The organism is Streptomyces sichuanensis (genome assembly GCF_020328095.1).
GTDB lineage: Bacteria > Actinomycetota > Actinomycetes > Streptomycetales > Streptomycetaceae > Streptomyces > Streptomyces cinnamoneus.
Genome location: NZ_JAIXMK010000060.1, coordinates 1 through 12716, shown reverse-complemented (window position 1 = coordinate 12716; position 12716 = coordinate 1). Strand labels below are relative to the sequence as shown.

Sequence of the window (12716 nt, the reverse complement as noted above, 5' to 3'; positions counted from 1 at the left end):
CGGCCGGTGCGCGGGAGCGGCCGGCTCGCCCGCCGTGCCGTCCGGCTGCCGGGGCAGCCGCGCGGCGACGCCGGGCGCGTCCGTGCCGGAGCGCGGCGCGGCGGTGCGCTGTCTTCCGTGGGAGTGGGGATGCTCCGTCACGCGTGGGGTTCCATCCGTCGGGGCCGTGCGCACACAGCGGTCAGGCGCGGCGCAGGTTGAGGAAGAGCTGGATCTCGGGTGGTACGTCCGTACTCGCCGGGGCGTACGCCAGCGAGCTCTCCTCGGCGATGTCGAATCCCGCGTCGCGCACGACCTGGCGCAATTCGTCCCGCAGGTAACCCGATACCCGGATCGTGCTGCCCAGGAACGGGATCGCGTAGTCGTCCACGTCCGCCTCGACCATCGAGAGCGCCAGCAGCCCCCCGGGTCTGAGCAGGTCGTGCAGCATGCGCAGCGCGTGCGGGATCTCCGGCCGCGGCAGCATCAGCAGGGCGAAGAAGGCGGTGATGCCGTCGAAGGTGCCCAGGTGACCGTCGCGCAGATCGGCGAGGTCGCCCAAGTGGAAGGTGGCCTCCGGCACGTGCCGGCGGGCCAGGTCCAGCATGCCGGGGGAGAGGTCGTTGCCGACGACCGTGTGGCCGGCCGCCACGAGCTGACGGGCGGTCGGCAGACCGGTGCCGCAGCCGACGTCGAGGACGCGGGAGCCGGGCGGCAGCGCGGCGGACAGCCAGGCGCCGGCCGCGAGCTGGCCCTCCTTGTGCGGGAACGCCTCGTCGTAGCGGTCGCCGATGGCGTCGAACGCCTCGGCCTGGCCGCTGCGGTCCAGCCCTAAGAGGGCGTAACCGTCGTAGTCCCGCTGATCGTCACCGCTCACGGCTCCGCCCTTCCTGTGACTGTGACTGTCCTTCATCGTGCCGTGCTGTGCAGTATCGCGGAGGCCGATCCTACGGTTGTCCGGCGGGGGACCGGCAAGCGGTCGGCGCCCCGGTTCACGCCCCGATGCGCGCCGGCGTGCGGTCCCAGTCGTCGGGCAGCGCCGGCACCGTCCAGGACGGGTCGGGCCGCCAGCTCTCCCAGCCTGCGGTGAAGGGCGCGCCCCAGCTCTCGATCAGCTCGACGGCGGCGCGCCCGGCGGCCCGCACGTCCTCGGCCTGGGCGGCGGTCATCAGGCCGGCCTGCTGCGCCTGCGCGAACTCGTCCTCGTCCTTCCACTCCCAACTGCGGTCGGGGTAGACGGCGATGTCCAGGAAGTGGTCCTCGGAGTCGACGCCGCCGGCCCAGCGCACGAGCGGTTCCTCAAGGTTCACGTACCAGTTCCTGAAGCGCCAGTCGAGGTCCCAGAAGAGCCAGACCGACCAGGGTTCGCCGGGCCGGGCCAGCTTGAGCACGCCCGGCCCGAACCAGCGGGTGACCTCGGTGGTCCGGGGCTTGGTGTAGCGCGTGGCGAGGGGCTCGCGGTGGACGGGAGTGCCGTCGGCGAGCAGCGGCTTGACGCAGTCGGTGCCGGGGGCCATCCAGACGGCGAGCAGCTCGTCGGTGTCCTGCACGACGGTGACGGGGCGGCAGATGTGGATGCGGCGCGCGGAGCGGGGCCGGGCGTTGCCGCGGTAGCGCCAGAGGATGTGGTCCCCCGGAGCCCAGTGCGCACCTGCTGCCGTTCCCGTCGAATCCCTCGTCTCCGCTGCCATGCGCAGATCTTAGGTGCCTGTGTCACGGATGCGCCGTGACGTGCGCCGCAAAGGTACGGTCCAGCGGCGCACGCCGGGGGTCACGGGCGCGTCATGCGCAGGACGTCCAGGGCCTCGTCGAGCTGCGCCGTCGTCAGCACCCCGCGGTCCACGTAACCCGATTCGAGGACCACTTCGCGGATCGTCTTCCGTTCCGCGAGGGACTTCTTGGCGACCTTCGCGGCCTCCTCGTAGCCGATGTAACGGTTCAGCGGGGTGACGACGGACGGCGAGGACTCCGCGTACTCGCGGGCCCGCTCGGCGTTGGCGGTGATGCCGTCGACGGTGCGGTCGGCCAGCAGCCGGGAGGCGTTGGCGAGCAGCCGCACGGACTCCAGGAGGTTCTTCGCCATCACCGGCAGCATCACGTTGAGCTCGAAGTTGCCCGCGGCGCCCGCGGTGGCGACCGTCGTGTCGTTGCCCGTGACCTGCGCGGCGACCATCAGCACGGCCTCGCAGATGACCGGGTTGACCTTGCCCGGCATGATCGAGGAGCCCGGCTGGAGGTCGGGCAGGTTGATCTCGGCGAGGCCGGTGCGCGGGCCGGACGCCATCCAGCGCAGATCGTTGGCGATCTTGGTGAGGCCGACGGCGATGGTGCGCAGCTGCCCGCTGGTCTCCACCAGCCCGTCGCGCGCGCCCTGCGCCTCGAAGTGGTCGCGGGCCTCGGTCAGCGGCAGTCCGGTGGCCCGTGCGACCTCGGCGATGACGGCGGCGGAGAAGCCGGGCGGGGTGTTGATGCCCGTGCCCACGGCCGTGCCGCCCAGCGGCAGTTCGGCGAGCCGGGGCAGGGAGGCGCGCAACCGCTCGACGCCGTAGCGGACCTGGGCGGCGTAGCCGCCGAACTCCTGGCCCAGGGTCACGGGCGTGGCGTCCATCAGGTGCGTACGGCCGGACTTGACGACCTCCGCGAACTCCCCGGCCTTGCGCTCCAGGGCCGCCGCCAGGTGCTCCAGCGCCGGGACGAGGTCACCGGTGACGGCGGCGGTGGCCGCGATGTGGATGGAGGACGGGAAGACGTCGTTGGACGACTGGCTGGCGTTGACGTGGTCGTTGGGGTGCACCGGGCGGCCCAGGCGCTCGGTGGCCAGGGTGGCGATGACCTCGTTGGCATTCATGTTCGAGGACGTGCCCGAGCCGGTCTGGAAGACGTCGACGGGGAAGTGGTCGTCCCAGCGCCCCTCGACGACCTCGCCCGCCGCGGCGGCGATCGCGGCCGCCACGTCCTCGTCGAGCACGCCCAGGCCCGCGTTCACCGTCGCCGCGGCGGCCTTGATGCGGCCCAGCGCCGCGATGTGCGCGCGCTCCAGGCGCTGCCCGCTGACGGGGAAGTTCTCCACCGCCCGCTGGGTCTGTGCGCGCCACTTGGCGTGGCCCGGGACGCGCACCTCTCCCATCGAATCGTGTTCGATCCGGTCCTGCCCACTCTCGGTCATCGTCTTCTACCTCCTGACAAACACAGCGTTTGTCTCGTTCAACGTGTTCCCAAAAGGCACTACCGCCTAGTAAATACCGCGGGTAACAACTGAACTCGGGGAGACTCCATGACACGCAGACCCACCCTGCGATGTTCGCTCGCCGCCCTCGCGGCCTTCGCCGCGGCGCTGGCCGGAACCGCCGCCACCGGCCCCACCGCCCAGGCGGCACCCCGCACCGGGGCCACCGCCACCGCCCCGCTGCCCCCCGAACTGGAGGCGATCCGCGCCGCCGAGGCCCGGAAGCTCTACGGGGACCCCGCCCAGCGCCCGCTGGCCGAGCGCAAGACCTCGCTCGTCTCCCTCGGTGACAGCGAGATCTCCGGCGAGGGCGTCGGCACGTACGAACCGGGCACGAACGGCCCCACCAACTGGTGCCACCGCTCGCCCGACGCGGCCATCCACCGCACCGCCATCCCCGCCGACGTCACCTACAACGTCGCCTGCTCCGGCGCGTCCACCGTCAACATCCGCATCGGCGGCAGCAAGCAGTACGCGGACGAGCTCGTGCAGAGCGACAACCTCGCCGTCAAGGCGCGCAACACGCGCATCAAGATGGTGCTGCTGGTGGCCGGGGCCAACGACGACCTGCAGTTCGGCCCGGTGATGACCGACTGCGTCACCCGCTACCTGACCCTGCAGGGCCCCTGCGAGCCGAAGTACGCCCCCGGCTGGCAGGCACGCGTCGACGGGCTGGTGCCCAAGGTCGAGCAGACCGTACGGGACCTGCGCAAGGTCATGACGGACGCGGGCTACGCCGACGGCGACTACAAGCTCGTCGTCATGGGCTACCCGAGCCCCATCGGCCCCGACTTCGAGGACAACCCCGACTTCCCCGGCAAGATCCCCGGCGGCTGCGTCGGCCACACCTCGGACTCGGCGTGGGGACGGAACGTCGCGGTGCCCGCGTTCGAACGGGGGATGGCACGCGTCGCGCGCGACACCGGCGCCCTCTTCCTCGACAACTCGCGCCTCTTCCACGGCCACGAGGTGTGCATGGAGGACACCTGGGCCCGCGGACTGTACGTCGACCTGACCAACCCGATCCCGCCGAACGAGAACTCCGTGCGGCAGTCCTTCCACCCCAACGCCCGCGGGCACGGCGCCTTCGCGTCCTGCCTGACCCAGCTGTACCAGTCGGGCTACGGGCAGGCCGGCTGCGCCGACCCGGCGAGCACCGGAAAGCCCGTGCTGTACAAGGGCGGCTGGGACGACGCCTTCCGGCCACTGAAGAGCGCGGCGACGGGGTCGTGCGTGGACGCCTACGGGGCGGCTTCCGCCAACGGCACGCAGGTGGGCGGCTGGCCGTGCTCCGGAAGCCGGAACCAGCAGTGGTGGCACGACGGACAGCAGGGGTCGCTGCACAGCGGGCTGACGCACGACCGGTGCGTGGACGTGCCCGGCGGCGCGTATCGCGCCGGGGCGGCGGTGGCGCTGTGGAACTGCCACGGCGGGGCGAACCAGAAGTTCGTGCGGTCGGACGCGACGTACCGGCCGGCGGCGGCGCAGGACCTGTGCCTCACCCTGGCGGGGGCCAAGGAGCCGGTGCGGCTGCAGAAGTGTGACGGCTCGGCGTCACAGCGCTTCGCGTAGCCCGCGCCGGCGCGCGTCGTCCTCAATCGCCGGACGGGCTGAAATCAGCCCGTCCGGCGATTGAGGACCGGGGTCCGGGGCGGAGCCCCGGTTTCGGGAAGGGGCGGGTAGGGGAAAGCGCCCCGCAGGGGCTACTGCTGGCGCACCGGGATCGACGTGAACGTCGGAGCCGGCGACGGGTCGACGAAGAAGTCGTTGCCCTTGTCGTCCACGACGATGAACGCCGGGAAGTCCTCGACCTCGATCTTCCAGACCGCCTCCATGCCGAGCTCCTCGTACTCGACGACCTCGACCTTCTTGATGCAGTCCTGGGCCAGGCGCGCCGCCGGGCCGCCGATCGAGCCGAGGTAGAAGCCGCCGTGCGTGCCGCACGCGTCCGTGACCTGCTTGCTGCGGTTGCCCTTGGCGAGCATGACCTTCGAGCCGCCCGCGGCCTGGAACTGCTCCACGTAGGAGTCCATGCGACCGGCCGTGGTGGGGCCGAAGGAACCGGAGGCGTAGCCCTCGGGGGTCTTGGCGGGACCGGCGTAGTAGACCGGGTGGTCCTTGAGGTACTGCGGCATCTCCTCGCCCGCGTCCAGCCGCTCCTTGATCTTCGCGTGGGCGATGTCGCGCGCGACGACCAGCGGGCCGGTCAGCGAAAGGCGGGTCTTGACCGGGTACTTGGTCAGCTCGGCGAGGATCTCGTCCATGGGCTGGTTGAGGTCGATCCGGACGACCTCGCCGCTGTCGTCGAGGTGCTCGTCGGTCGTCTCCGGCAGGAAGCGCGCCGGGTCGGTCTCCAGCTGCTCCAGGAAGACGCCTTCGGCAGTGATCTTCGCGACGGCCTGGCGGTCGGCCGAGCAGGAGACGGCGATGGCGACGGGCAGCGACGCGCCGTGGCGCGGCAGGCGGACGACGCGGACGTCGTGGCAGAAGTACTTGCCGCCGAACTGCGCGCCGATGCCGATCTTCTGCGTGAGCTCGAAGACCTTCTCCTCCAGCTCCTTGTCGCGGAAGCCGTGACCCAGCGGGGAGCCCTCCTCCGGCAGCTCGTCGAGGTAGTGCGCGGAGGCGTACTTGGCGGTCTTGAGCGCGAACTCGGCGCTCGTACCGCCGACGACGATCGCCAGGTGGTACGGCGGGCAGGCGGCCGTGCCCAGCGAACGGATCTTCTCCTCCAGGAACTTCATCATGGAGGTCTCGTTCAGCACCGCCTTCGTCTCCTGGAAGAGGAAGGACTTGTTGGCCGAGCCGCCGCCCTTGGCCATGAACAGGAACTTGTAGGCGCCGCCGTCGGTCGCGTACAGCTCGATCTGCGCCGGCAGGTTGGAGCCGGTGTTCTTCTCGTCCCACATGGTCAGCGGGGCCATCTGCGAGTAGCGCAGGTTCAGCTGGGTGTAGGCGTCGAAGATGCCGTGCGAGAGGGCCTTCTCGTCCTCGCCCTCGGTCAGCACGTTCTGGCCGCGCTTGCCCATGACGATCGCCGTGCCGGTGTCCTGGCACATCGGCAGCACGCCGGCGGCGGCGATGTTGGCGTTCTTCAGCAGGTCCAGGGCGACGAAGCGGTCGTTCGGGGACGCCTCGGGGTCGTCGAGGATCCTGCGCAGCTGGGCGAGGTGTGCCGGGCGCAGGTAGTGCGAGATGTCGTGCATCGCCTCGGCGGCCAGCTTCCGCAGCGCCTCGGGCTCCACCTTCAGGAAGGTGCGGCCGTCGGCCTCGAAGGTGGACACGCCCTCGGAGGTGACCAGACGGTACGGAGTGTCGTCCTCGCCCAGGGGCAGGAGGTCCGTGTAGGCGAACTCTGAGCGGGCGGACTGGGCAGACATCGCGGCGTTTCCCTCACTCTGCGGATTTCGTTGCCGGCTTCCTCGGCGGCGTCAACCAGGGTAGGCCGCCCGGAGGCCGGTGGGTTTGTGAGGTAAGGCTCAGTACGTGACCCGGCACGCGCCACTGTCGCGATCTATCGCGTTTGGCTACGCTGCTGCTGTGGATGCAGTGGACAAGTCATCACCCTCACGATCAACCGAAGAGCGCGTGTCGCTCACCAAGGCCGGACCGGGCCCCGCGCCGGCCGCGGGAGGCGGGGTGCCGGCCGCTGGAGCCGCGCTGCGGGCCTCCGACGCCGACCGCGACCGGACCGCCGAGATCCTGCGCGAGGCCCTGGCGGAGGGGCGGCTGACGGCCGAGGAGCACGCCGAGCGGGTCGGCGCGGTCTACGAGGCCAGGACGCACGGCGAACTGGAGCCGCTGGTGCACGATCTGCCGACGGGGCGGCCGTCCGCCGCCGGAACCGCCCCCGTGCGCCCGTACGACGCCTCCGTGCGCCCCGCGATGGGTGCGGCCGAGAATCTGGTCGCCGTTTTCGGCGGCGCCACCCGCAAGGGAAGGTGGCGGGTGCGGCCGCGCATGAACGCATTCGCGCTGTTCGGCGGGGTGGAGATCGACCTGACCGAGGCGCTATTCGAGCAGCGCGAGGTCGTCATCAATGCCTGCGCCGTCTTCGGCGGCGTCGACATCAAGCTCCCGGAAAACATCTCCGTGCGCTGCACGGGCACCGGCGTCTTCGGCGGCTTCGACGTGAAGGCCGGCAAGGCCCCCGACCCCGAGGCCCCCGTCGTCGTGGTCACGGGTTTCGCCTTCTTCGGCGGCGTCGAGGCCCGCCCCAAGCGGGGCAAGCGGCTGAAGGACCTGCGGGCGGCCAACTGACCGTAACCCCACGGCAACCGACGGCATTCCGGTCATGGCAACGGTGTGAATAAGCTCGCGCACAGCGGGTAAAGCTTGGTGCATCGTCTCTCGTACGGCTGCGGGTGCGAATGGCCGTGCACGTCGAGGCGGGCAAAGGTGACTCAATCGGCCAAGCAAAGCCGTCGTCAGGAGTGGACCGTGCTGCTACCGCATCAGCCCCAGGAAGCCGCCGTACCGTCCCAGCGGATTTCCGCTCGGGAACAGGCCGGCCCCTGGCATTCGGAGGCGGTGTGCCGCCGGGATGAAGCCGGGCTCTTCTTCGCACCATCAAAGGAACCCACGGCCGCCCGTCTTTCGCGCGAGGAGGCCGCCAAGCGCGTCTGTGCCCGGTGCCCGGTCATGGTCGAGTGCCGGGAGCACGCGCTGTTGCAGCCCGAGCCGTACGGCGTCTGGGGCGGGCTCACCGCGGCCGAGCGCCGCGTCGTGCTCGCCCGTCGGCGGCGCCGCGAGGCCGAGCTGCAGCGTGCCACGCGCATCGCCGCGGCGGGCTGAGCGCCCGCCGTTCGCCGACTGTTACCAACGGGCCGGGCCCCGCCGTCCGACGGCGGGGCCCGGCCCGTTGCTGCGTGCTGCTTGCGCGGGGTGCTGGGTGTGCGCGGTGCTCACCGGGTGCGCCGCGTGCCGCGTATGCCGCGCGTGGTGCCTCGGGTCAGCTGGGGCGCTCGAAGTCGACCGAGCTGTAGGCGCGCAGCTTCGACAGCCGGTGCTCGGAGTCGATCAGGCGGATCGTGCCCGACTTGGACCGCATCACCAGCGACTGCGTCGTGGCGGTCTCGCCCCGGTAGCGCACGCCGCGCAGCAGCTCGCCGTCGGTGATGCCGGTCGCCACGAAGAACACGTTCTCGCCGCTGACCAGGTCCTCGGTGTGCAGGACGCGGCCCAGCTCGTGACCGGCGTCGAGGGCGCGCTGGCGCTCCTCGTCGTCCTTCGGCCACAGCTTGGCCTGGATGGTGCCGCCCAGGCACTTCATCGCGCAGGCCGCGATGATGCCCTCCGGCGTGCCGCCGACACCCAGCAGCAGGTCCACGCCGGTGCCCTCGCGGGCGGCCATGATGGCGCCCGCCACGTCGCCGTCGGAGATGAACTTGATGCGCGCACCGGCCTCGCGGATGTCCTTGACGAGACCGTCGTGACGCGGGCGGTCCAGGACAACGACCGTGACGTCCTCGACGGAGGAACGCTTCGCCTTGGCGATGCGGCGGATGTTCACGCCCACGGGCGCGTCGATGTCGACGAAGTCGGCGGCCTCGGGGCCGGTGACCAGCTTGTCCATGTAGAACACGGCCGACGGGTCGAACATGCTGCCGCGCTCGGCGACGGCCATCACCGACACCGCGTTGGCCATGCCCTTGGCCGTCAGCGTCGTGCCGTCCACCGGGTCCACGGCGACGTCGCACTCGGCGCCGGTCCCGTCGCCCACGCGCTCACCGTTGTAGAGCATGGGGGCGTTGTCCTTCTCGCCCTCGCCGATGACGACCACGCCGTTCATCGACACGGTGTGGATCAGCGCGCGCATGGCCCGCACGGCCGCGCCGTCCGCACCGTTCTTGTCGCCACGGCCCACCCAGCGGCCCGAGGCCATGGCCCCCGCCTCGGTGACCCGGACGAGCTCCAGCGCCAGGTTGCGGTCGGGCGCCTCCGGGCTGACTTCGAGCTGGGACGGCAAGTGATGATCGCTCATCGGGGCGCACCTTTCTGTACGGCTACGGCCGTGGGGCCCCTCCTTCCCCGGGTGGGCCAGGAGGGTGAGGGTGCTCATGACTTTATCGGTTCATTGCGAGAGTGAGCAGGCCGCCCCACGCATGAGCGGCGTCAGGGTACGGGCGTGCGGGCGCCTGCCCGTCGCACCCCGTCGCACGCGCGTCGCGCTCCGTCGCGAGCAGGTCGCCGTCAAGATCCCCGGCGCCATGGGGGACGATGGGGGCGTGGCAGGTAGGAACGGCAAGACGCAGACGATTCGGAACATGCTGCTGTCGATGGCGGTGGTCATCCCCGTGGCGGGGCTGAGCTATCTCTTCATCCCGCACGACGAGAGCAACGATCCGATCAAGACGGTGAACTACCGGGTGGAGCTGGACACCGCCCGGCGGGCAGCGCCGTACGCGGTGGCCGCCCCCGAGGGGCTCGGCGACGGCTGGCGGGCGACCTCGGTCTCGTACAAGGCGCGCGGCAAGGACGGCTCCGAGTGGCACCTCGGCTTCCTCGACCCGCAGACCGAGTACGTGGCGGTCGAGCAGAGCGACGGCCCGCCGCGGCCCTTCATCGACGGCGTCAGCCAGCACGCCGAGAAGACCCACACGACGACGAAGGTGGGCGACACCACCTGGCAGCGCTACGAGGGGCCGAAGTACAACGCCCTGGTGCGCGAGGAGAACGGCGTGACCACGGTGGTCACGGGGACGGCGTCGTACGAGCGGCTGACGCAAATGGCCGCCGCGCTCAAGGCCGAGAAGGCTGACGCCGGTAAGGCGAGCACCTCGGGCTGACGAGCGCGACGGCCGGGTGGCCCGTCCTGCCGGGGGGAGTGGCGGACGGGCCGGCCTGCCGGCCCCCTGGGGGGATGGGGGCGGCAGGTGGTCGTGACGGTTCGGACGGGCTGCCGGGAAGGTCAGGCGGTCCGGAACCTCGGACGGTCGGAGATCAGACGGTCGTGACGGCCTGGTCGAAGGACAGGCGCGGCGAACGCGGGTAGAAGGCGTCCTCGGCCGGCTTGCCGATGTTGACGACCATCAGCGGCGTGTGGTCGTCGTCCAGGAACTCCTTCTGCACGCCCGCGAAGTCGAAGCCGGTCATCGGGCCCGCGGCCAGACCGGCGGCGCGGATGCCGAGGATGAAGTAAGCGGCCTGCAGGGCGCCGTTCAGCGCGGCGGACTGCTCGCGGACCGGGCGCTCGCTGAAGAAGAGCTCCTTGGCCTGCGGGAAGTGCGGCAGCAGCGCCGGCAGCTCCTCGTGGAACTCGTTGTCCGCGGCGAGGATCGCGACCAGCGGCGCGGTGCGGGTCTTGGCCTGGTTGCCCTCGGCCATGTGGGAGACCAGGCGCTCGCGGGCCTCCTCCGAGCGGACGAGGACGATGCGCAGCGGCGACTGGTTGAAGGCGGTCGGCGCGAGCTTGATCAGGTCGTAGATCGCCTGGACCTGCTCCTCGGAGACCGGCTCGTCGGTGAAGGCGTTGGCGGTGTGGGCCTCGCGGAAGAGGAGGTCCTGGGCGGTGGCATCAAGGGCGAGAGTCATGGCATCACCATAGTCCGGAGTTGTATTAATTTTCAACTAAATCCGGGGTGGGTGAGAGGCAGCTCACGTTCGGGGTGTGTTCCGGGGGTGCCGCTCGGTGGTGCGTCTGGGGGCGCCCTTGCCTGCCGATCCGGGCGGGGTGGCCCTTCCGGGCCGACCGGGGCTCTTCCTCAGTCCGCCTCCGGGCTCTCCCCCTCGGCCTCCTCCTGCGCCAGCGCCGCGTCCAGCCTGGCCCGCGCGCCGTCCAGCCAGCGGCGGCACACCTTCGCCAGCTCCTCGCCGCGCTCCCACAGCGCCAGCGACTCCTCCAGCGTCGTGCCCCCGGCCTCCAGCCGGCGCACGACGTCGATCAGCTCGTCCCGCGCCTGCTCGTAGCCCAGGGCGTCCGTTGCGCCCGCGTCCGTCGCGTCCGTAGTCGTCGCCATGGCCACCAGACTAGGCGGGCGGTGTGACAGCGGACGGCGCGGCGGGCGGTGAGGCCGGCGGCGAGGCCATGGCGCGGACCGTGAACTCGCCCTCCGCCACCCGTGCGCGCAGCTCCTCCTCCGGCGTGACCTCGCCGGCCGCGCGGACCACCTGGCCGTCCGCGTGCTGCAGCACCGCATAGCCGCGTCGCAGCGTCGCCGCCGGGGACAGTGCGACCACGCGCGCGTGGGTGTGCGTCAGCTCCGACGACGCCCGGTCCAGCAAGTGCCCCAGCGTGCGGCGGGCGCGGTCGGTCAGGGCCCCGATCTGCTCCGCCCGCTCGTCCACCATGCGGTGCGGCCGCTCCATGCACGGGCGTGCCCGGGCCGCCGCCAGGCCGCGCTCCTCGCGGTCCAGGTGCGCCGTCACGCAGCGCAGGGCACGCTCGCGCAGGTGGCGGACGCGGGTCAGCTCCTCGCCCACGTCCGGGACCACCCGCTTCGCCGCATCGGTCGGCGTGGAGGCGCGCAGGTCGGCGACCAGGTCGAGGAGCGGGGTGTCCGGCTCGTGGCCGATCGCCGAGACCACCGGGGTGCGGCAGTCGGCCACCGTCCGGACGAGCTGCTCGTCCGAGAACGGCAGCAGGTCCTCCACGCTGCCGCCGCCGCGCGCCACGATGATCACGTCGACGCCGGGGTGGGCGTCGAGCTCCTTCACGGCCTCGATGACGTTCGGCACCGCGTGCACGCCCTGCACCGGGACGTTGCGGACCTCGAAGCGGACCGCGGGCCAGCGGTGCCGGGCGTTCTCCAGCACGTCGCGCTCGGCGGCGGACGCGCGGCCGCAGACCAGGCCGATGAGCTGCGGCAGGAACGGCAGGGCGCGCTTGCGGCCGTCGGCGAACAGGCCCTCCGCGGCCAGGGACTTCTTCAGCTGCTCCAGGCGTGCCAGCAGCTCACCGACGCCGACCGGGCGGATCTCGGCGGCCCGGAGCGAGAGCTGGCCGCGGGGGGCGTACCACTCGGGCTTGGCGTGCACGACGACGCGGGCGCCCTCGGAGACGACGTCGGCGACGCGGTCGAAGACGGCGCGGTAGCAGGTGACGGAGAGGGAGACGTCGTGGGAGGGGTCGCGGAGGGTGAGGAACACGACGCCGGCGCCGGGGCGGCGGGAGAGCTGGGTGATCTGGCCTTCGACCCAGATGGCACCGAGGCGGTCGATCCAGCCGCCGATGAGGCGGGAGACCTGGCCTACGGGGAGGGGCGCGTCTGGGGTCGTGTTCGCAGCCATGCGGTTGAGCGTAGCGGGGGGTGCCGACAGGGGGCTTCGCTTGGGCCTGTGGGCCTGTGGGCCTGTGGGCCTGTGGGCCTGTGGGCCTGTGGGCCTGTGGGCCTGTGGGCCTGTGGGCCTGTGGGCGGGTGGCCGTGGCCCGTGGGCGGGTGCGGGGCCGGGGGGGGGGGGGGGGCCTTCTGGGGCTGGATTATTTACGGCGGGTCGCCCCGGACGTCGTTCCCGCCCCGCATGCCCGCCGCAAATAACCCTTACGCCCCTGCCAGGCCCCACCCCACCCCGG

12 protein-coding genes are annotated in these 12716 nt (G+C 71.7%); 4 read left to right on the top strand and 8 right to left on the bottom strand.

Annotated features, from left to right (window positions below):
* Positions 1 to 181: 181 nt before the first annotated feature.
* The 3 genes from LE181_RS18505 to LE181_RS18495 all read right to left on the bottom strand — a co-directional run bounded on the left by LE181_RS18505 (position 182) and on the right by LE181_RS18495 (position 3145).
* Positions 182 to 892, bottom strand: a complete 711-nt coding sequence (locus tag LE181_RS18505; RefSeq protein ID WP_263869123.1) for a class I SAM-dependent DNA methyltransferase — start codon at positions 890 to 892, stop codon at positions 182 to 184.
* Positions 893 to 971: 79 nt separating this feature from the next.
* A complete protein-coding gene (gene fomD, locus LE181_RS18500) occupies positions 972 to 1670 on the bottom strand; it encodes a cytidylyl-2-hydroxypropylphosphonate hydrolase (RefSeq protein ID WP_225662411.1) in 699 nt (232 codons plus the stop codon).
* 80 nt (positions 1671 to 1750) lie between these two features.
* Entirely contained in the window at positions 1751 to 3145 is a 1395-nt protein-coding gene (locus tag LE181_RS18495) for a class II fumarate hydratase (protein ID WP_225662410.1), read from the bottom strand.
* A gap of 108 nt (positions 3146 to 3253) precedes the next feature.
* Between LE181_RS18495 and LE181_RS18490 the strand changes: the two genes are divergently transcribed.
* Complete coding sequence (locus LE181_RS18490; protein ID WP_225662409.1) at positions 3254 to 4777, top strand: ricin-type beta-trefoil lectin domain protein; 1524 nt, start codon at positions 3254 to 3256, stop codon at positions 4775 to 4777.
* A 131-nt stretch (positions 4778 to 4908) separates the two neighbouring features.
* On the opposite strand, the gene LE181_RS18485 is transcribed toward LE181_RS18490, so the two are convergent.
* Positions 4909 to 6585 carry a fumarate hydratase gene (locus tag LE181_RS18485; RefSeq protein WP_225662408.1) on the bottom strand — a complete coding sequence of 559 codons (1677 nt, stop codon included), beginning with the start codon at positions 6583 to 6585 and terminating at the stop codon, positions 4909 to 4911.
* A 208-nt stretch (positions 6586 to 6793) separates the two neighbouring features.
* On the opposite strand from LE181_RS18485, the gene LE181_RS18480 reads away from it, so the two are divergent.
* Together LE181_RS18480 and LE181_RS18475 are read left to right on the top strand one after the other, a co-directional pair.
* Positions 6794 to 7465 carry a DUF1707 SHOCT-like domain-containing protein gene (locus LE181_RS18480; protein ID WP_372458403.1) on the top strand — a complete coding sequence of 224 codons (672 nt, stop codon included), beginning with the start codon at positions 6794 to 6796 and terminating at the stop codon, positions 7463 to 7465.
* A 180-nt stretch (positions 7466 to 7645) separates the two neighbouring features.
* Positions 7646 to 7999: a WhiB family transcriptional regulator gene (locus LE181_RS18475; protein WP_225662407.1), complete on the top strand. Its 354-nt coding sequence runs from the start codon at positions 7646 to 7648 to the stop codon at positions 7997 to 7999.
* 157 nt (positions 8000 to 8156) lie between these two features.
* Here the strand turns inward: LE181_RS18475 and glpX are convergent, their stop codons facing one another.
* On the bottom strand, positions 8157 to 9188 hold the full coding sequence (gene glpX, locus LE181_RS18470) for a class II fructose-bisphosphatase (protein WP_225662406.1): 1032 nt from the start codon (positions 9186 to 9188) through the stop codon (positions 8157 to 8159).
* 121 nt (positions 9189 to 9309) lie between these two features.
* On the opposite strand from glpX, the gene LE181_RS18465 reads away from it, so the two are divergent.
* Complete coding sequence (locus LE181_RS18465; RefSeq protein WP_308103153.1) at positions 9310 to 9993, top strand: DUF4245 domain-containing protein; 684 nt, start codon at positions 9310 to 9312, stop codon at positions 9991 to 9993.
* 154 nt (positions 9994 to 10147) lie between these two features.
* Here the strand turns inward: LE181_RS18465 and LE181_RS18460 are convergent, their stop codons facing one another.
* The 3 genes from LE181_RS18460 to xseA all read right to left on the bottom strand — a co-directional run bounded on the left by LE181_RS18460 (position 10148) and on the right by xseA (position 12433).
* Positions 10148 to 10738, bottom strand: a complete 591-nt coding sequence (locus LE181_RS18460) for a malonic semialdehyde reductase (protein ID WP_225662405.1) — start codon at positions 10736 to 10738, stop codon at positions 10148 to 10150.
* A 170-nt stretch (positions 10739 to 10908) separates the two neighbouring features.
* Entirely contained in the window at positions 10909 to 11163 is a 255-nt protein-coding gene (locus LE181_RS18455) for an exodeoxyribonuclease VII small subunit (RefSeq protein ID WP_225662404.1), read from the bottom strand.
* A gap of 10 nt (positions 11164 to 11173) precedes the next feature.
* Positions 11174 to 12433 carry an exodeoxyribonuclease VII large subunit gene (gene xseA / locus LE181_RS18450; RefSeq protein WP_225662403.1) on the bottom strand — a complete coding sequence of 420 codons (1260 nt, stop codon included), beginning with the start codon at positions 12431 to 12433 and terminating at the stop codon, positions 11174 to 11176.
* Positions 12434 to 12716 lie beyond the last annotated feature (283 nt).